This is a genomic window from Arcobacter ellisii (genome assembly GCF_003544915.1).
Taxonomy (GTDB): Bacteria; Campylobacterota; Campylobacteria; order Campylobacterales; family Arcobacteraceae; genus Aliarcobacter; species Aliarcobacter ellisii.
Genome location: NZ_CP032097.1, coordinates 1,566,323 through 1,584,071 on the forward strand (window position 1 = coordinate 1,566,323; position 17,749 = coordinate 1,584,071).

Here is a 17,749-nt window from a genome sequence, read left to right on the forward strand (position 1 = left end):
ATTGTAATTTTAGAAAAAAGTAAAAAACTAGATGCTATTTAATATATACCCTCTATTTGAATAATTTCTAATAAATGTATCATCTGTTTTTTCTCTAATATGATTAATAACGTTTCGTAAAGAGTATTTTGAAAAAACTTTTCCTTTCCAAACTACATTTGCAATATCTTCATAAGTTACTAAAGAGTTTGGATTTTTAGCTAATAAGTTAATCAATTTTTTTTCTGTTCTTGTTAGTTTTATTATCTTTTTACCATGAAATAGCTCTTCTCTTGTAATATCAAAATAGTAACCATTTTCAAACTGCACCTTTTTATTTGTATTTAAAAAGTTTATGCACAATTCAATAGTATTTAATAAAAATTCTACACTAACAGGTTTTTGTAAAATTGAATAAACATTAATAATTTTATATAAAGATAAATCTTGTTTTACATCTTTCTCCAATAAAATTATAGGTATATTAAAATTATAAGATTTTGTAAGTTTAAACACATCTAAAAATTTTTTCAAGTCATTATTACTATTATCAAAGATGATTACATCAAAATTGTTAATCACACTATTTAATAAATAGAATTTGTTGTTTTCAAAAAAAGTAAAATCGAAAGTTAAACTAACTTCTTTCTTTAATTTATCCATATAAATTAAATCATCACTTATAACTAATATAGACTTGTTTTTTTTATCTTGTGTATCTATAAAAATAGTATCCATTAAAAAAATTCCTTTTAATTATTTGTATAGAGGAATTTTAATAAACAAAAGTATTACAAAAGTATCATTTTGTTATTTTTTTGATATTTTTTTATTTATTTCAATTAATAGCCTTTTAAAGGCTATTAATAAATTATTTTATAAATTCTACTACTTCTTCAAAAGGTAATCTAATTTGAGTTGATTGAGGATTTATTCTATAACCAAAAGGTAAAACCATTGCTAATTGGAATTTTTTAGTATCAAGTCCTAAAACTTCTTCAACTTTTGCTTTATCAAATCCTTCGATTGGACAAGAATCAATTCCTTTAATAGCAGCAGCTGTCATCATATTTCCTGCAGCTATATAAGTTTGTCTTGCAGTCCAAGAATAAACATTTTCATCACTATCTAAAACTTTTGTAACTGTTAAGTGGTCTTTATATAATTTATTATAAAAATCTTTTTTCTCTTGAGGCATTTCTCGTCTTGCAAATCTAGTTGCTGGAATTCCTGATTCTGGTTTAACAGCATCAATTGCAGCAAGTATAACAACTAAATGAGAACAAGTTGTAACTTGTGGTTGATCCCAACAAAATGGTCTTAATTTTGCTTTTAACTCTTCATTTGTAATAACTAAAAACTTCCAACCTTCTTGACCAAAAGAACTAGGACTTTTTCTTGCTACTTCTAAAATAAATTTCATATCTTCATCTCTGATTTTTTTTGTTTCATCAAAAATCTTACAAGCATGTCTAAAATCCATAGCTTCCATAAATGTTTTTTCCATAAGTTTTTCCTTTTTAAATTAAATTTTTTTTCTTTTTTTATTATACAAAAGCTCTTTGATAAGAACTATTTATTTTCTCTTTTTCTTTAAACTCATTTGCTGCATAAAATACAAAATTTGGATTTCTAAGTAACTCTCTACCGTATGCAACAAAATCACAAGTACTATTTTCAAGTAAATATTCTCCTTCAATTGCTGTTGTAATTAATCCAACTGCAATAACAGGAATGTTTACATTTTCTTTTATTTTTTTTGCCCAAGAAGATTGATATAAAGGTTGAATTGTTGGAGCGTTATCTGGTTTTTCTAAATTTCCACCACTTGATACATGAATTGCATCAACACCAATTTTTTCTAACTCTTTTGATAAATAAATAGAATCTTCAATATTCCAACCTCCACTCATCCACTCATCTGCACTAATTCTAACAATCAAAGGCAAATCTAATTTTTGTTTAATCTCAGTGGCTATTTCTAAAACTAATCTACATCTATTCTCTAAAGTTCCACCATAAATATCTGTTCTATTATTTGAAATTGGTGATAAAAACTCACATAATAAATAGCCATGAGCTGCATGAAGTTCAATAGCGTCATAATCTGCCTCTTTTGCTCTAAAAGCTGCTTTTATAAATAGTTCTTTAATATCTTTTATCTCTTCTATTGAAACTTCTTTTGGAAGTTTATATGGAGCCTCTTTTGAAAATGCAATTGAACTTGGAGCTATTGGAGTTGAATCAGTTACAATTGATTTTCTTCCTGCGTGGGCAATTTGAATTGCTGTTTTTGCACCAAAAGAGTGTATATCTTTGTTTAATTGTTTATGTTTTTCTATTAAAGAATCATCCCAAAGACCTAAATCATTTGATGAAATTCTTCCTTTTGGCTCAATTGCAGTTGCTTCAACTATAATAAATCCAACTCCACCTAAAGCTCTTGATACATAGTGATATTTATGAAAATCTTTTATTTCTCCACTCTCATCACTTTTATACATACACATAGGTGGCATTACAACTCTATTTTTTAACTCTAATACTCCAATATTTGCACTTTTTAATAATAGGCTCATAAAAAATCCTTTTAGATTTCTAATTTTTCTAATTTGTTGATTGTTAATCCCTCTATTTTGTTTTCAATTTTTGATACAAAAGTTTTAAAATGCTCTTTTTCTTCATGTAAAGACAAAAAGTCTTGACTTTCCCAAGTCTCTACAAAAGTAAAACTAAAATCATCACTTAAATCTTTATGTAAATCATACTGAATACAACCTTCATCAAATTCATGAGTTGCTTTATGAAGTTTTAAAAGTTCATTATAAACTTCCTCTTTAAAAGCTTCTTTTACTTTTATTGTTGCAACTATTACTATATTTTTCATATTTATTCCTATAAAAAGTTTTCAGTTAAAACTGCTTCAAATTTCTCTAACTCTTTTTTTAAATCTAAATCACCTTTAAAAATATCATGAACTGAATAAGTTTTAAGTGGCTCTAGTCCACAAAATTGGAAAGTTTTGTGAGTTGCAATATGTGCTTGGTCTAAAGATAAACCATCAAAAAAACCTTTTGGATTATCAAATTCACTTGTTGGACAATTATAAGTTACACTTAACATATATTTTTTACCTTTTAATAATCCTCCTGTTCCATAAGTTTTACTCTCATCACTTCTACTTCTTCCATCACTTGTGTAATGTCTTCCTTGAGTAAATGTTTCATCAAAATATTTTTTTGTTATCCAAGGAACACCCATCCAATAAACTGGATATTGAAATAAAACATAATCAGCCCATTCAAATTTTTGGCACTCTTCTTCTACATCATAACCTTTTTCAATATGTGTATGTTTTACTTCAAAACCATTTTTAAGAAAAAAATCATTTGCAGTATCTATATAGTGTTGAGTTAATTCACCCTTTGCTACTACATCATAATATTGATGACCATTTAAAATTAGAACTTTTTTCATATTATCTCCTTTTATGATTTGAAAATTATATATATAATAAACTTAATTTACTCTTACTTTACTTTAGGTAAGTAATAGAAATTAATTTATAATATGTTATAATCAAAACTGAAAATTTAAGGAATTTAATATGTATTATATAAATGATAAAGAATATAGATGTACTGTTGCTGTAACACTAGATATTTTTAATGATAGATGGAAATTAGGAATTATTTGGCACTTACTTGATGGAGAAAAAAGATTTAAAGAGTTACATGAAACAATTAGTGAAATAACTCAAAAAACTTTAACCGTGAAATTAAAAGAGTTAGAAGAAAAAAATATTATTCACAGAGAAGTTTATGCTGAAGTTCCACCAAAAGTTGTTTATAGTTTAACAAAAGCAGGAGAAAATTTAAGACCTGTTCTTGAAGAGATGCATAAATGGGGAATTGATTATGTAAAAGAGTTTGGGAAAATAACATCTGATAACCCTTGCCCAAATACTTTTTGTGACTAAAATATGGAAAATTTTGTATTAATTTTATTAGCCATAGTGGTTGGTTATGTAATAAATAGATTAAATATTTTTTCAAATGTAAATTCCAAGCTTTTTTGATCTCTATCCAAAAATAGCCTGATCAATTCCAAAATAAATTAAAAAAAATTTATTATCATTTTTTTAATTTATTTTTTCTCATACTATCACCATATAATTCAATTTTAATTGAACCATGTGTTAATCTATCAACAATTGCATCAGCTAACGTTTTATTTTTCATACAAGACACCCAATTTTCAACTGGAACTTGTGATGCAAAAATTATTGAAGCAATATCTTCTCTAACCCCAATTACTTCAAATAATATACTTTCATCATCAATGCTTAATGGTCTAGCTCCAAAATCATCTATTATTAATAAATCTATTTTTTTTAAATTATCTAAATATTTAGAATATTTATCTAAATCTCTTTGAATATGAACTTCTTCAATTAATTCACTTATCCAAAAATATCTTACCGTATAACCTCTATAAATTGCTTCTTTTCCTAATGCTTCAGATAAAAAACTTTTACCCATTCCTGTTGGTCCAGTTATAACAATATTTTGTTTTTGTTTTATAAACTCACATTTTGATAATTCTTTAAATCTTATTGGTTCTAATCCTCTTTTTGTATGTAAATCTACAGATGATAAGGTAGCTATTGGCTTTTTGAATTTAGCTTTTTTCATTGCATTATGGATTCTTCTATTATCTTTATATAATATTTCTGATTCTAGCATTAAACATAAACGTTCATCGAAAGTTAAATTATAAGATTCTGGATTTTCATTTTGACTATGATATTCTTGTATAGCACCTTTCATATTTAATGTTAGAAGTAAGTTTTTAATCATATTCATTTTATTCCTTTAAATTATTAAAATATCTCAAATTTTTATGTTCACCAAAAGTTTCCATTTCATCATTAATATCCATATTTTTATTTCTTCTACAAATTTGTTCAATCTTAGCTTTATCAAATATTTTACGAGTAATAAGGTAGTCTGCATTTTCATTAAAGTTTTCATATTGTCCAGATTCAATTTTATAAATAATACTATTTAACCGAATTTGGCTTTTAGGTGTAATTCCATTTGTTTTTAAAAATTCTTCCACAAATTGGTACGTTTTGTTTCCTATAATCTTCGCTCTTGCTTTTAAATTATTAATATCCAAATCTTCTAACCATTGTTGCTTCTCTTTTGGTAGATGCTCCTTATTAGTAAAAATCTTTTTGTTTTCTGATTTAATCCAAAAACCTATTTGTTCGCCATTATGATATATCCATATACTATCTTTTGAATGCCAAACTTCAACTTTTAATTGATTGTATTGATATGGTACAGAGTAAAATTTATTCTCTAATTGTATGTATGAATCCCTTACTATAAGTGAAGTTCTAGTTCTATAAGATGGAATGACCCCAAAAATATAGACATAAAATAATTCAGTTAATTAATATAACAATTTAGAGAAAATTGTAAATAATTGAAGGAATTAAAAATGGGAAGAAGAGAATATAGTGAAGAGTTTAGAAGGGATGCTGTAAAACAAGTTGTTGAGAATGGATATGGGATTGTTGAAACAGCTGAGAGATTAGGTGTACATCATGATTCTTTGAGAAATTGGATAAGAAAGTACCAATCACCTGAAGCAGAAGTAGAAACAAAAAAGTTTCAAGATACACAAGCTGAAATAAAAAGATTACAAAAAGAGCTAAAAAGAGTTACAGAAGAACGAGATATATTAAAAAAGGCCGCAGCGTACTTTGCAAGCAACCCAAATTAAAGTACGCATTTATTAAAGTGCATGAAATACAGTACACAATAAGAAGAATGTGTACTGTGTTAAAAGTTCATCCAAGTGGGTATTATAAATGGTTAAAACAACCTATTTCAAATCTTGAAAAAGAGAATCAAGAACTTCTTATTGAAATAAAAAAAGCATATAAAGAATCAAATGGAATTTATGGTTATAGAAATATTCATAAGGATTTGAAAGCTTCAAATATTCATGTAAATAAAAAAAGAGTTGCAAGATTAATGAAAGAAGCAAAACTTTGTGGAATAGGAAATTATAAAAGAAGACCTAAGTATAAAGCAGGTTCAATTCATAAAGCTCATCCAAATCATTTAAAACAATGTTTTATATCACAAACTCCAAATGAATCATGGGTAAGTGATATAACTTATATAAGAACTCATGAAGGATGGATATATCTTGCAATTATCTTAGATTTATTTTCAAGGAAAATTATAGGATGGGCAACAAGTCATAGAATTACAACAGATTTAATAATTCAAGCATTAAAAAATACTAAATATAGAATTCCAAAAGATGGAGTAATTTTACATTCAGATCAAGGGAGTCAATATAGCTCATATGAATATAAAACTTTTTTAAAACATCATAACATCACACCAAGTATGAGTAGAAGAGGAAATTGTTATGATAATGCAGTTGCAGAAAGTTTTTTTAAAACATTAAAAAAAGAGTTAGTAAGAAAAACCATTTTTAGAACAAGAGAAGAAGCAAGAGATAAAATATTTGAATATATTGAGATGTTTTATAATTCAAAAAGAAGACATAGTTATTTAGGTTTTATAAGTCCAAATGAATTTGAGAAAAGGTACAATGAAAATGTTACTCAACCTGAGGTGTTAACTGATTAAAAAAGTGTCTACTACTTCGGGGTCATTCCAGATTGAGCATCTAGGCAATTAAGAATTAGTTGTTTAAATGAACGGTTAGAGTTATAATTTTAGAGAGTAGATTTTTGTAAACCTTTTGTTATTATATTTTTAATTTTTTCACAATCTGCAATCATACAATCAATTGATGCATTTATGTATTCATTATTTTCTAGTGCTTCTTCATAATTAATATATTCATAACCATTATATGTAACTATCATATCAAAGAATAATCTCAAAGTTCTTCCATTTCCTTCATTGAAAGGATGTAGAACATTTAGTTCACAAATATAAAAAGATAGTTTATCTATAAATTCAGATTTTTTTGAAGTATCTTCATAGTTCTTTAGAAAATTGTCATTTTTTAATTTTGTAAATATCTCTTTTGAAATATTTACAGTTCTATATTTTCCTGCCCAAGTATATAAAGGTGCAAAAATTGTTTCATGAACTTTACATAAATATTTTTCATCGAAGTTAATGTTTTCATTCAATTCATTGTGAAGTTTTTCATAAGCTCTAACTAATAACTCTTTTTCAATTTCAGTTAGTATTTCAAGTTCTTTGATTTCTAGTTTATTTATAGGAACATCACTATTTTCATAGTAAATGTGATTTGAAGGTGGATAATATTTCATTATTTAATTAAAGACAAATACTCTTTAACTTTTTTTAATACTACTTTATCTTTAACTGGAGCATAACCCTCGATTTGATTTGAAACAATTGCTGATTTTAATGCTTTTTCTTTAGAAAATGGTGTTTTACTCATAACTAAACTCCTAATATTTATAATTATAACAAAAACTTCAATAATTAACTATTATAAGTTTTGTAACATCAGTAATTAATTTTATATCATTGTTGTCAAACTTGAAAAAAGAATTGAAATTCTGATTAATAAATTTGTTTAAAATATTAATTAATTTTTTCATGCAATAACGTACTATCGAAAAAAACATTTAAAATATATACTTCTTAAAATTTTTTTAGGAATTTATATGGATATTTTATTCTTCTTGTCATATTGTATGCTAATAACAATAGCACCTGGTCCAGCAAATATTGTAATTTTATCAACTGTTCAAAATGATAGTGTAAAAAAAGCAATTGAATTTTGTTATGGTGCTACTTTAGCTTTTGGGATTATTTTAGTTTTATCTGTTATTTCAAACTCAATTCTTACTAAATACATACCAAATATACTTATTTTTATGCAAATTATTGGAACAATTTATATACTTTATTTAGCATATTTAATTTTTAATATGGATTTAGCAAATACAAATAAAAAAGAAGTCGGTTCTTTTAAAACTGGATTTTTAATGCAATTTATTAATCCTAAAGTAGTGATTTTTTGTTTAACTATTTTTCCAAGTTTTATAATGCCATATTATAGTTCTATTTATGAATTATTAGTATTTGCATTTGTTATTACTATAATTGGAGCAATTGCATTCTTTTCTTGGATTATATTTGGGAAATTATTAAAAAGTTTTTTACAAAGATATAAAAAATCCACTAATATCGTTTTATCTCTATTCTTAGTTTATTGTGCTTACATGATTTCAGGAATTGAAAAGTTTTTATATTAAAATAAATATGTAGTAAAATTCTTACTACATACTTTTATTCATAAAACTTTATGAATTCTTCTAATTTAATTCTTTGTGTTTTAAAACTATTTATTTTTTCAGTTTCATCTTCATAACCAATTGCCATTCCACAAACTAAAATCTTATCTTTTGAAATATTTAATTCATTTTTTACAATAGTTGGGAATTCTGCAAGTGAAGCCATAGGACAAGTTGCAAGTCCAAGTTCTGTCGCTACTAACATAATTGATTGTAAAAATATTCCATAATCAATATAAGAACCTTTTTCTAAAGAAGAATCCATAAAGAAATAGATAACAGTAGGTGCTCCAAAAGCTTTATAATTAGCTTTCCATTGTTCTATTTGTCTTTGTTTATCCTCTTTTTTTATGTCCAAAGTACTGTATAAAAGTAAACCCATTTCTTTTCTTCTACTTTTAAAAGGCTCAACCCACTCTGAAGGATAATACTGATAATCCATCTTTTCTTTTTGATTATTATCAAATGCTTTAATCATCTTATTTTCAATTTCAAGTTTTTTATCTCCACTTACTACACAAACTTCAAAAGGTTGCATATTAACACCTGTAGGACATAAAATAGCTGCTTCAAATATTGTTTCAATTTTTTCTACTTCAACTTCTTTATTTGTAAATGCTCTTACAGATTTTCTTTTTTTTAAACTTTCTATTACAGTCATAATTTCTCCTTTTATAAACTTTTATAGTTTATTTTTTTATCATCCATATTTATGTGAATAATAGCAGCTAATATAGATAAAAATACACAAGCAATCCAAATAGTATCATAAGAACCTGTCTTTTCATAAACAATTCCTCCTACCCAAGCTCCTAAAAAGCTTCCTAATTGATGAAATAAAAAAACAATTCCATATAGTGTTGCAAGTGCTTTTACTCCAAAAATTTGTGCTACAAGTCCACTTGTTAAAGGAACTGTTGCTAACCAAACAAATCCAATTAAAATACCAAATAAAAGAGCTGTTGTATTTGTAAGAGGAAATATAATCAACAACGCAAAAATAAATGCTCTTGAAAAATAAAGTCCCGTTAAAAGTTTTCTTTTAGAAAATTTATCTGCTAAAGTTCCAAACAAAAATGAACCAAAAATATTTAATAATCCAATTAATGCAAAGGCGTAAGTAGCTATTTCACTATCAATTTTTCCATCTTTTAAATAAGTTGGAAAATGTGTCATTATAAATGCCACATGAAATCCACAAACAAAGAATCCAATATTTAATCTCCAATATCCACTATGTGTTTTTGAACAATATAAGGCTTTTGAAATAGATTCTTCATTATCTATATTATTTGAATTATTATCAAATTGTGAAGTTTTCATAAAAAAACCTAAAAATCCAATAATTAAAGCAAATAAACAAAAGATATAAAAGACAATATTTAACTCAAAATGATTAAGTAAATTTTTTGTAATAGGAATAAATATAAACATACCAAATGAAGCAGCAGCTGTTGCAATTCCAAATACCATTCCTCTTTTATTTGGATTTACTATTTTTGCTATTGCTCCAAGAACAACTACATATGTTGTGGCACTTAGAGCTAATCCTACTAGGAGACCTACACTTATATATAATCCAAATACATTTGAAAAAACAGTTACTAAAAATAATCCTAGAGTATATAAAAAACTTCCAACTAATAAAACTTTATCATAACCATATTTATCACTTAAATAACCTATAAAAGGTTGAGCTAGTCCAAAAAGTAAATGTTGTATTGCTAAAGCTAATCCAAAATTTGCTCTAGTAATATCATATATTTGTATGAATGATGGAGCAAACATACCAAAACTTTGTCTTATTCCCATCGATATAATTAGAATTAGAATACCAAATACAATTAATAAATTTCTTTTTTGTTTTACATCCAAGTCTTTTCCTTATTAAAACTAATTTTTTGGTTATAATAACAAAAACTAAAACATTTGTAAAATAAATATTTTAAAATTTATAATTCGATTTTTTCGATATAAGGATTTTTATGGATTTAAAAACTATTAAAACTTTTAAAACTATTATCAATGAAAATGGCTTTGTTAATGCTTCTTATAAATTAGGATGCACACAATCAACAGTAACATTTCATATACAACAATTAGAACAAGAATTAGGTATGAAATTATTTGAAAAAATTGGACGTAAAATGGTTTTAACACAAGATGCAAAAGATATTATGCCATTAATAGATGATATATTATTATCATTAGAACAAATCAAAAACTATAAAAAAGATTCGAATGAAATTACTGGAAAATTAAGAATTGCAATGCCAGAAACACTTTTAATTTATAAAATGCAAAAAGTTTTAAAAGAATTCAAATTAAAAGCACCAAATGTAGAACTTTCAATACAAGGTATGAATTGTTATGAAGTTAGACAACAATTATTAAAAGGAAATATTGATTTGGGTATTCATTATGATGTAGGAAAGTATATAGATACTTTTATATCAAATAGACTAAATAATTTTAAATTAACACTTGTTGCCTCACCAAATTTATCAAAAAAATATTTTAATTTTGTAATGAATAATCAAGTAAAACCATTATCTATTGTAAGTAATCATCCACGTGCTCTTTATAAAGAATATTTTCTGAAATATTTAAATTCAAAACAGATAATTTTACAAAATACCCTAGAAGTAGGAAGTATTGAAGCAACTAAACAAAGTATCTTATCAAATTTAGGAATTGCTTATGTTCCTGAATTTACTGTTGAAAATGAGATTAAAAATGGTGATTTAATTGAATTAGAACATGAAATCGAAGATACAAGCATTAATGCAATATATGTATATCATAAAAATAAATATATTACAAAAGCAATGAGTTTATTTATTAAATTATTACAAAAGCAATTGAAATAATTTAATGCAATAATGTACTATGAGATAAGCTTATAAAGAAGTATAATTTTAAAATTTGAATAATTAAAGGTTTTTTAAATGAATATTATAAAATTAAATCAATATATTGTAAATGCTTTTACAGATTTAGTATTTAAAGGAAACCCTGCTGCTGTTTGTATATTAGATTCTTGGTTGAGTGATGAAATCTTATTAAAAATTACACAAGAGAATAATTTATCAGAAACTGCATTTGTAGTTAAAACAAATGATAAATATCATTTAAGATGGTTTACTCCAAATGGGGAAATAGATTTATGTGGTCATGCAACTTTAGCAACAGCATTTGTATATTTAAATTATATTATTCCAGATAAAAAAAGTATTGCATTTGATACATTAAGTGGAGTATTAACTATTACTTTAAAAGATGATTTATTTACAATGGATTTTCCAGTATATGAATTAAAAAAAGTTGATGTAACAAACCAAATGAAAGATGCATTAGGAGTTGATATTATTGAAGCCTATATGGGAAGAGATTTACTTTGTATTTTAGATTCAAAAGAAGAAGTTCATAATATAGAACCAAATTTTGAAAAGGTTAAACAACTTGATGGATTATTAGTTCATGTTAGTGCAAAAGATGATAAGGTAGATTGTATATCAAGGTCATTTGCTCCTAAATGTAATGTTTTAGAAGACCCTGTTTGTGGTTCAGGACATTGTCATATAGTTCCTTATTGGGCAAGAGTTTTAAAAAAAGATGAAATAGTTGCTTATCAAGACTCTTTTAGAGGTGGATATTTATATACAAAATTAAATGAAAAACGATTGGAAATAAGTGGGAAAGCTGTTTTATTTTCAAAAGGTGAAATATATTTAGGTTTTTAAATGGAAAAGTTTGAATATAAAAATGCTTTAGGAATAACAGCTTTAAAAGCTAGTATGAGTAAGTTTTCATATAAAAAACACGCACATGAAGAGTATGCAGTTGGAGTAACATTAAGAGGTATCCAAGAGTATAATTTAGATGGTGTTTTACAAACTTCATATAAAAATGGTGTAATGTTATTTAATCCTGAGCAAATACATGATGGTAATGCAGGTCATTATAAAGAGGGGTTAGATTATGTTATGCTTTATATTAAACCTGAACTTTTTTTAGAAGGTTTAGAAAAAAAAGATATTGTAAAATTTTCAAATCCAGTAATTTATGATGAAAAAATTAAATATGATATTTTAAATCTAGGAAGTGCAATTTTAAACCAAAAAGATGAAGCAATTTGTAGTGAATTATATTTGAACATGATTGATAATTTTAGCTCAAAAGATTTTTTAAACGAATATAGAAATGAATCTGAGTTTATAAAGAAAGCAAAAGAAATCATTTATTATGAACTTGATGATGTTTTAGATATTGAAATGATGTCAAAAGAGTTTAATATCTCAAAATTCCAGTTTATACGAATGTTTAAATCAAATACAGGTCTTAGTCCTTATCAATATTTTTTAAATACAAAACTTATTCATGCAAAAAAATATCTTGATATAACAAAAGATTTATATGGTTGCGTAGTTGAGTTTGGATTTACTGATTTATCCCACTTAAATAGACATTTTAAAAGAGTTTATGGTGTTACTGCATTTGAATATATTTCAAAGTAATTACTGCAATTTTGTACTATCCTTAAAAATTATAAAACTGTATTATTTTAAAAATCTTATATAAGGTATGAATAAATGATAGTAAAAAAAGAGAATGCAACTAACAAACAATTTTTAGGAGTAGATTTTGTAGTTTTAGCAATTGGTGAGAAATCAATGGTTACAAAAATGCTTTATAAAACAACTGATAATGTACCAACTCATTCACACCAAAATGAACAAAATGGATATGTAGTTTCTGGAAAATATAGATTAAAATTTGGAAACTTTGATGAAATCTTAGAATCAGGGGATTCATATTCAATTCCAAAAAATGTAGAGCATAGTATTGAAATATTAGAAGCTGGAGAAGTAGTTGACGTATTTACTCCAATTAGAGAGGATTATTTATAAAATTTTAGTTTTTTATATTAATGTTGGTTTGAGAATTTCGCTAATTAAATACTACATTTTACTTTCTATAAATATATTTTCCTAATAAAAATAAGATGGATTATACTAAAGAATATACTCAGAAAAATGACAAAAAAATTATATATTAATTTATTAATAATTATTGATAAATTTTTAGCTAAAATTTCTTAATTTAAAATTGAGGTAATACAATTGGATACAACATTAACAACATTTCTTATAACAATAACTATTTTAACTATGGTTCCAGGTGCTGATACAATGATTATGTTTAGAAATACTCTAAGAGGTGGCATTAAAGATGGTCTTGTATCTAATCTTGGGATTAGTATGGGATTAATGTTTCATGCAACACTTTCTGCTATTGGAATATCTGCTATTCTTTTATATTCTTCAACAGCATTTATGCTACTTAAAACAATAGGTGCTATATATTTATTATGGTTGGGATTTTCTAATATTAGAACATATTTTCAATCAAAAGGAAAAGAACAAAAATTAAATGTTAAATCTTCAGATTTTTTATTTACACGTTCTATAAAAGAAGGTTTTTTATCTAATGCATTAAATCCAAAGATTGTAATTTTTTATATGGCATTTTTACCACAGTTTATCGATAATAGTGGTTCTGTTTTATTTCAATCTTTATATTTAGCATTTTTTCATTTTTGTATTTCATTTATATGGTTATCAATTCTTGCTTATACAATAGTTTCTGCAAATGGATTTATTATGAGACCAAATGTAAGAGAAAAATTAGAGCTATTTTCTGGTGCAATTATGGTATTACTTGGATTAAAATTGCTGTTTGAAAAAAGATAATAAATTTTGACAAACATTTCATAGTTTATATCTAAACATTAAAACATAAAATTAAAAAAAGGATTTTTCATGCCCTCTATATAGGATTAGCTGCTATATTTAAACATTCTCCTACTTTATATATTGTAGTGAAGCTTTTAGGTGCAGCATATTTAATATATTTGGGAATTAAGTATTTTAAATCAAGTTTTAAAAATGATGAAGTTGCAGAAGTAAAGAAAACTAGTTATAAACCTTTACATAGAATATTTTTTGAAAGTATTTTAATAGAGATAACTAATCCAAAAATAGCATTATTTTTTATTGCATTTTTACCTCAATTTGTAAATCCTGAAATTGGTTCTGTTTCATTCCAATTATTAATTTTTGGGATAATTGTAGTAGTTACAGCAATACCTTGTGATATGTTAGTTGCAATATTTTCTAGTAAAATTTCTTCACTTATAAAAGAGAGTAAAAAAGCACAACAAGTACAAGAAAGAGTTTCTGCTTCAATTTTATTTGCTTTAGGCTCTTACATTGGTATTAAAGAATTAAGAAGTATTTAGGAATTAATTATGTTAGATTTTTCATTATATATAAATGAATTCTTATTAGTCGTAATCACAATGTTTTTTGCAACAGTTAGCCCAGGACCTGATTTTGCGTTTATTTTAAAACAAGCTGTAACTTACGGAAAAAAAACATCTATTTATACAGCACTTGGTATTGGTTCGGCAGTTTCAATTCATATTTTTTATACGATTATAGGAATTGGACTTATTATCTCAAAATCGCTTATATTATTTACTATTGTAAAATTTTTAGGCGCAGGCTATTTAATCTATCTGGGATATAAAAGCTTTAAATCTTCTGGATTTAAAATAGATAAAGAGAAAAGTAGTGAAATAATTACAATAGGAAATAAACAAGCATTTCTTCTTGGATTTTTATGTAATGTTTTAAATCCAAAAGCTGCATTTTTTATTATATCTATATTTACAGTTACAATTAGTGCTGAAACACCATTTATAGTTCAAAGTATTTATGGATTATCATGTATTTTAGTTGTTTCATCTTGGTACATATTTTTAGCATTTGTATTGAGTCAAGATAATATAAGAGTATTTTTCAATAAATTTGGAAAATGGTTTGATAAAACCGTAGGAATGATTTTAATATCTATGGGTATTAAAGTTGCTTTGAGTAAATAATTCTTGCAATAATGTACTATTCTTAAAATTTACAAGTATAATATATTAATCTTGATTTGAAAATTTTACTTTTCAGACATATAAAATATGTAAATTAAACTATCAGCTATTGGCACAAAACTCTGAACAGTCTCTAAATGATTAAATATAAGTGTATCTATCCTAAAGGTTTATAGATACATAAAAGACATAATTTAGGGTAGTACAATCGCTGAATCAATTTTTAAAGCACATAATTTGGGGTAGTTCATCAGCTTTAAAGTCCTTATGTCAGTCATTTGTGATTTTAAAGCACCTAAAATAACCTTATAAAAGACAAATTATGAGGTAACATTATGAAAAAGAAAAAATTCACTAAAATTAGAGAAAATATAACTGAAATTGAGTACCAAAAACTATTAACCTACCTAAATGGAAAAGAAGATTTAACTACTAACACTAAAAACAATCTAAGAAGAACATTTATACTATTGTATTTTACAGGTATGAGAATTAATGAAGTTAAACAATTAAAAGTAAAAGATATAAATACAATCTTTGAAAAAGAGGAGTTAATTATAGTTACTCATAAAACTAGAAAAGAAAGAAAACTATTTTTTTCAAAAGAAGCTATAAAACAAATTAAAAAACATTTTTTATTTAATGATAATTCAAAAGATGAAGATTTTATTATAACAACAAAAGGTAATCCTTTAAAAACTCCAAGTAGTTCAACATTCATTGCAAAAGTAAATTGCTTTATTCAAGAAGTTCTAGGACATAGATATTCTTCTCATTCTTTTAGAGCAGGAATAATAACTGATATGTCAAAATCAATTAATCCAAAATTCATTAAAGAGTTTATTGGTCATAGTGATATAAAAACCACTATGAGATATATTAGACCAACAGATAAAGATTTGAAAAAGTGTTTAATTAGATAAAAAACAAACTTTATATTTTAATTAGATTTATAAGCTTACTTTTCTATTCCATAATCTCTAAAGATTTGTGGAACTTTGCATTTTTTATTTTTTGAACACTTTTTGGAACATGGAAAATACATTAATATCCTACATGTTCCATAACCTAGAGGTTATGTAACATTTAATATGAACTTTCAAAAAACTGTTTATAGTTTTATCTTACTTAATATTATCAATTTTAGGAAATTTAAAAGTTTTACTTGTAGGTGCATAACAAAGCCCTAACTTAGAACAACCTTGATATTGAACTTCTAAATTAAATGGTACATTGCCTATTTTTTCTTTGATTAAAGTAGATGGAACATTTAATGAAAAATCTTTAACTATTACTTGGTCACCCTTAAAGTTTTCAGTTGCAGGTTTAGCAATGTAATTTGTTAAATCAATCTTTTTAGGCTTTGTGATTAATACTTTCAATTTTTTATCATATACATATATATCCTTATATAATGAAAGTTTAATATCTATGCTATTTTGTTTTATTTCTACACTTGGTTTAATAGCAACATCCGGCGATACAAAATCTTTTGCTCCAAAGCTATAGATTACAATACTTAAAAGTACGAGTAGTTTTTTCGTAATTACACCTTGTTTTAATTTTGAGTGATATTAACACTCTTGATAAGTATATTAGTATATTCTAATTTAAATAAACATTAAAATATTGACAATTAAATTAGAATATACTAATATAGATTATTGTTTTTAGAATATATAAAAAAAGGAAGAAATATGGAAAAGACAACATTTGAAATCAAAAAAATGGATTGTCCATGTGAAGAAAACTTACTCAGAATGAAACTTGATGTTATTGAAGAGGTTAAAAACCTTGAGTTTGATATTCCAAATAGAAAATTAACTGTTTATCATATTGGTAATATTTCTGAAATTGAAAGTTCAATAAATGATTTAAAACTAGGGGATACCCTTTTAAGTAGTGAAACTACAGAAGAAGTTGAGTTTAAAGAAGAAAGTGGACAACGTAAGTTACTTTGGACAGTACTAGCTATTAATTTTGCATTTTTTTTGATAGAAATGTCAACTGGTATTATTTCAAAATCAATGGGACTTGTTGCAGATAGCTTAGATATGCTTGCCGATTCATTTGTATATGGTATTAGTCTATTAGCAGTAGGAGGAACAATTGCAAGGAAAAATAATGTTTCGAAACTTGCTGGATATTTCCAAATTCTACTTGCAATTATAGGATTTATTGAAATTGTTAGAAGGTTTCTTGGTGATGATAAAATGCCTGACTTTTGGACAATGATTATTGTATCAACTTTTGCACTTATAGCAAATGGAATTTGTTTATATCTGTTTATGAAATCTAAAAGTGAAGAATCGCATATGCAAGCTAGTATGATATTCACTTCAAATGATATAATAATTAATTTTGGAGTAATTGTTTCTGCTGTACTTGTGTCAGTGTTAAATTCAAATAAACCAGACTTAATCGTTGGAGCGATAGTATTTATTCTAGTAATTTATGGTGCAATTAGAATATTAAGGCTTACGAGAAACTAA

24 protein-coding genes and 1 pseudogene are annotated in these 17,749 nt (G+C 25.2%); 12 read left to right on the forward strand and 13 right to left on the reverse strand.

Annotation, left to right across the window (positions count from 1 at the left end; genetic code table 11):
* Positions 1-27: 27 nt before the first annotated feature.
* From AELL_RS08035 to AELL_RS08055, 5 genes are all read right to left on the reverse strand, one after another.
* On the reverse strand, positions 28-717 hold the full coding sequence (locus tag AELL_RS08035; protein ID WP_118917452.1) for a winged helix-turn-helix domain-containing protein: 690 nt from the start codon (positions 715-717) through the stop codon (positions 28-30).
* A 133-nt stretch (positions 718-850) separates the two neighbouring features.
* Positions 851-1,486, reverse strand: coding sequence for an NAD(P)H-dependent oxidoreductase (locus tag AELL_RS08040; protein WP_118917453.1), 636 nt, complete (start codon positions 1,484-1,486; stop codon positions 851-853).
* A gap of 40 nt (positions 1,487-1,526) precedes the next feature.
* Positions 1,527-2,558 carry an NADH:flavin oxidoreductase/NADH oxidase gene (locus tag AELL_RS08045; protein WP_118917454.1) on the reverse strand — a complete coding sequence of 344 codons (1,032 nt, stop codon included), beginning with the start codon at positions 2,556-2,558 and terminating at the stop codon, positions 1,527-1,529.
* Positions 2,559-2,569: 11 nt separating this feature from the next.
* The gene (locus AELL_RS08050) at positions 2,570-2,866 is read right to left on the reverse strand and encodes a putative quinol monooxygenase (protein WP_118917455.1); all 297 of its coding nucleotides are present in this window, start codon (positions 2,864-2,866) and stop codon (positions 2,570-2,572) included.
* 8 nt (positions 2,867-2,874) lie between these two features.
* Positions 2,875-3,456 carry an NAD(P)H-dependent oxidoreductase gene (locus AELL_RS08055; protein ID WP_118917456.1) on the reverse strand — a complete coding sequence of 194 codons (582 nt, stop codon included), beginning with the start codon at positions 3,454-3,456 and terminating at the stop codon, positions 2,875-2,877.
* A 130-nt stretch (positions 3,457-3,586) separates the two neighbouring features.
* Here AELL_RS08055 and AELL_RS08060 point away from each other — a divergent pair, with 130 nt between their 5' ends.
* Positions 3,587-3,958, forward strand: coding sequence for a winged helix-turn-helix transcriptional regulator (locus tag AELL_RS08060; protein WP_118917457.1), 372 nt, complete (start codon positions 3,587-3,589; stop codon positions 3,956-3,958).
* A gap of 154 nt (positions 3,959-4,112) precedes the next feature.
* On the opposite strand, the gene istB is transcribed toward AELL_RS08060, so the two are convergent.
* The 3 genes and pseudogenes from istB to AELL_RS14445 form a co-directional block, all read right to left on the reverse strand.
* The gene (gene istB, locus AELL_RS08065; protein WP_118917458.1) at positions 4,113-4,844 is read right to left on the reverse strand and encodes an IS21-like element helper ATPase IstB; all 732 of its coding nucleotides are present in this window, start codon (positions 4,842-4,844) and stop codon (positions 4,113-4,115) included.
* Position 4,845: 1 nt separating this feature from the next.
* Positions 4,846-5,160, reverse strand: coding sequence for a hypothetical protein (locus AELL_RS08070; RefSeq protein ID WP_118917459.1), 315 nt, complete (start codon positions 5,158-5,160; stop codon positions 4,846-4,848).
* Between the two features lie 96 nt (positions 5,161-5,256).
* Positions 5,257-5,415, reverse strand: a pseudogene (locus AELL_RS14445) (Mu transposase domain-containing protein); the annotation flags it as partial.
* A gap of 72 nt (positions 5,416-5,487) precedes the next feature.
* Between AELL_RS14445 and AELL_RS08075 the strand changes: the two are divergent.
* Positions 5,488-6,656 (forward strand): IS3 family transposase gene (locus AELL_RS08075; RefSeq protein ID WP_429697570.1). Its coding sequence is split into 2 segments (ribosomal slippage): positions 5,488-5,740 and positions 5,740-6,656, totalling 1,170 coding nucleotides; the frame shifts between segments, so codons are not numbered across the junction.
* An 89-nt stretch (positions 6,657-6,745) separates the two neighbouring features.
* Here the strand turns inward: AELL_RS08075 and AELL_RS08080 are convergent.
* Together AELL_RS08080 and AELL_RS14420 are read right to left on the reverse strand one after the other, a co-directional pair.
* Positions 6,746-7,315, reverse strand: coding sequence for a Fic/DOC family protein (locus AELL_RS08080; protein ID WP_118917460.1), 570 nt, complete (start codon positions 7,313-7,315; stop codon positions 6,746-6,748).
* Entirely contained in the window at positions 7,315-7,449 is a 135-nt protein-coding gene (locus tag AELL_RS14420; protein WP_260902426.1) for a hypothetical protein, read from the reverse strand. Before AELL_RS14420 ends, AELL_RS08080 begins: the two co-directional genes overlap by 1 nt.
* A 229-nt stretch (positions 7,450-7,678) precedes the next feature.
* Here AELL_RS14420 and AELL_RS08085 point away from each other — a divergent pair, with 229 nt between their 5' ends.
* Entirely contained in the window at positions 7,679-8,272 is a 594-nt protein-coding gene (locus tag AELL_RS08085) for a LysE family translocator (RefSeq protein ID WP_118917461.1), read from the forward strand.
* Between the two features lie 34 nt (positions 8,273-8,306).
* On the opposite strand, the gene AELL_RS08090 is transcribed toward AELL_RS08085, so the two are convergent.
* A complete protein-coding gene (locus AELL_RS08090; protein WP_118917462.1) occupies positions 8,307-8,972 on the reverse strand; it encodes a nitroreductase in 666 nt (221 codons plus the stop codon).
* An 11-nt stretch (positions 8,973-8,983) separates the two neighbouring features.
* The gene (locus AELL_RS08095) at positions 8,984-10,186 is read right to left on the reverse strand and encodes an MFS transporter (protein ID WP_206732006.1); all 1,203 of its coding nucleotides are present in this window, start codon (positions 10,184-10,186) and stop codon (positions 8,984-8,986) included.
* Positions 10,187-10,296: 110 nt separating this feature from the next.
* Between AELL_RS08095 and AELL_RS08100 the strand changes: the two genes are divergently transcribed.
* From AELL_RS08100 to AELL_RS08135, 8 genes are all read left to right on the forward strand, one after another.
* Positions 10,297-11,181, forward strand: coding sequence for a LysR family transcriptional regulator (locus tag AELL_RS08100; protein ID WP_118917463.1), 885 nt, complete (start codon positions 10,297-10,299; stop codon positions 11,179-11,181).
* Between the two features lie 78 nt (positions 11,182-11,259).
* Entirely contained in the window at positions 11,260-12,054 is a 795-nt protein-coding gene (locus AELL_RS08105; protein ID WP_118917464.1) for a PhzF family phenazine biosynthesis protein, read from the forward strand.
* Entirely contained in the window at positions 12,055-12,828 is a 774-nt protein-coding gene (locus AELL_RS08110; protein ID WP_118917465.1) for an AraC family transcriptional regulator, read from the forward strand.
* 75 nt (positions 12,829-12,903) lie between these two features.
* Positions 12,904-13,221, forward strand: a complete 318-nt coding sequence (locus AELL_RS08115; RefSeq protein ID WP_118917466.1) for a cupin domain-containing protein — start codon at positions 12,904-12,906, stop codon at positions 13,219-13,221.
* A 213-nt stretch (positions 13,222-13,434) separates the two neighbouring features.
* Complete coding sequence (locus AELL_RS08120) at positions 13,435-14,064, forward strand: LysE family translocator (RefSeq protein ID WP_118917467.1); 630 nt, start codon at positions 13,435-13,437, stop codon at positions 14,062-14,064.
* A gap of 80 nt (positions 14,065-14,144) precedes the next feature.
* Positions 14,145-14,612 (forward strand): LysE family translocator, encoded by a 468-nt coding sequence (locus AELL_RS08125; RefSeq protein WP_226806032.1) that lies wholly within the window; start codon positions 14,145-14,147, stop codon positions 14,610-14,612.
* A 9-nt stretch (positions 14,613-14,621) separates the two neighbouring features.
* Positions 14,622-15,257 (forward strand): LysE family translocator, encoded by a 636-nt coding sequence (locus AELL_RS08130; RefSeq protein WP_118917469.1) that lies wholly within the window; start codon positions 14,622-14,624, stop codon positions 15,255-15,257.
* A gap of 335 nt (positions 15,258-15,592) precedes the next feature.
* Positions 15,593-16,180 carry a tyrosine-type recombinase/integrase gene (locus AELL_RS08135; protein ID WP_118917470.1) on the forward strand — a complete coding sequence of 196 codons (588 nt, stop codon included), beginning with the start codon at positions 15,593-15,595 and terminating at the stop codon, positions 16,178-16,180.
* Between the two features lie 201 nt (positions 16,181-16,381).
* Here AELL_RS08135 and AELL_RS08140 read toward each other — a convergent pair whose 3' ends face one another.
* Positions 16,382-16,804, reverse strand: coding sequence for a protein-disulfide reductase DsbD N-terminal domain-containing protein (locus tag AELL_RS08140; RefSeq protein WP_118917471.1), 423 nt, complete (start codon positions 16,802-16,804; stop codon positions 16,382-16,384).
* A gap of 150 nt (positions 16,805-16,954) precedes the next feature.
* Here AELL_RS08140 and AELL_RS08145 point away from each other — a divergent pair, with 150 nt between their 5' ends.
* Positions 16,955-17,749, forward strand: coding sequence for a cation efflux transmembrane domain-containing protein (locus AELL_RS08145; protein ID WP_118917472.1), 795 nt, complete (start codon positions 16,955-16,957; stop codon positions 17,747-17,749).

Bases quoted from the DNA above. Each gene is read 5' to 3' on its own strand.
- AELL_RS08115 (WP_118917466.1), top strand. From the start codon at position 12,904: ATGATAGTAAAAAAAGAGAATGCAACTAACAAACAATTTTTAGGAGTA.
- AELL_RS08035 (WP_118917452.1), bottom strand. From the start codon at position 717: ATGGATACTATTTTTATAGATACACAAGATAAAAAAAACAAGTCTATA.
- AELL_RS08135 (WP_118917470.1), top strand. From the start codon at position 15,593: ATGAAAAAGAAAAAATTCACTAAAATTAGAGAAAATATAACTGAAATT.
- AELL_RS08040 (WP_118917453.1), bottom strand. From the start codon at position 1,486: ATGGAAAAAACATTTATGGAAGCTATGGATTTTAGACATGCTTGTAAG.
- AELL_RS08085 (WP_118917461.1), top strand. From the start codon at position 7,679: ATGGATATTTTATTCTTCTTGTCATATTGTATGCTAATAACAATAGCA.
- AELL_RS08110 (WP_118917465.1), top strand. From the start codon at position 12,055: ATGGAAAAGTTTGAATATAAAAATGCTTTAGGAATAACAGCTTTAAAA.
- AELL_RS08045 (WP_118917454.1), bottom strand. From the start codon at position 2,558: ATGAGCCTATTATTAAAAAGTGCAAATATTGGAGTATTAGAGTTAAAA.
- AELL_RS08050 (WP_118917455.1), bottom strand. From the start codon at position 2,866: ATGAAAAATATAGTAATAGTTGCAACAATAAAAGTAAAAGAAGCTTTT.
- AELL_RS08055 (WP_118917456.1), bottom strand. From the start codon at position 3,456: ATGAAAAAAGTTCTAATTTTAAATGGTCATCAATATTATGATGTAGTA.
- AELL_RS14420 (WP_260902426.1), bottom strand. From the start codon at position 7,449: ATGAGTAAAACACCATTTTCTAAAGAAAAAGCATTAAAATCAGCAATT.
- AELL_RS08090 (WP_118917462.1), bottom strand. From the start codon at position 8,972: ATGACTGTAATAGAAAGTTTAAAAAAAAGAAAATCTGTAAGAGCATTT.
- AELL_RS08080 (WP_118917460.1), bottom strand. From the start codon at position 7,315: ATGAAATATTATCCACCTTCAAATCACATTTACTATGAAAATAGTGAT.
- AELL_RS08100 (WP_118917463.1), top strand. From the start codon at position 10,297: ATGGATTTAAAAACTATTAAAACTTTTAAAACTATTATCAATGAAAAT.
- AELL_RS08060 (WP_118917457.1), top strand. From the start codon at position 3,587: ATGTATTATATAAATGATAAAGAATATAGATGTACTGTTGCTGTAACA.
- AELL_RS08105 (WP_118917464.1), top strand. From the start codon at position 11,260: ATGAATATTATAAAATTAAATCAATATATTGTAAATGCTTTTACAGAT.
- istB (WP_118917458.1), bottom strand. From the start codon at position 4,844: ATGAATATGATTAAAAACTTACTTCTAACATTAAATATGAAAGGTGCT.
- AELL_RS08130 (WP_118917469.1), top strand. From the start codon at position 14,622: ATGTTAGATTTTTCATTATATATAAATGAATTCTTATTAGTCGTAATC.
- AELL_RS08145 (WP_118917472.1), top strand. From the start codon at position 16,955: ATGGAAAAGACAACATTTGAAATCAAAAAAATGGATTGTCCATGTGAA.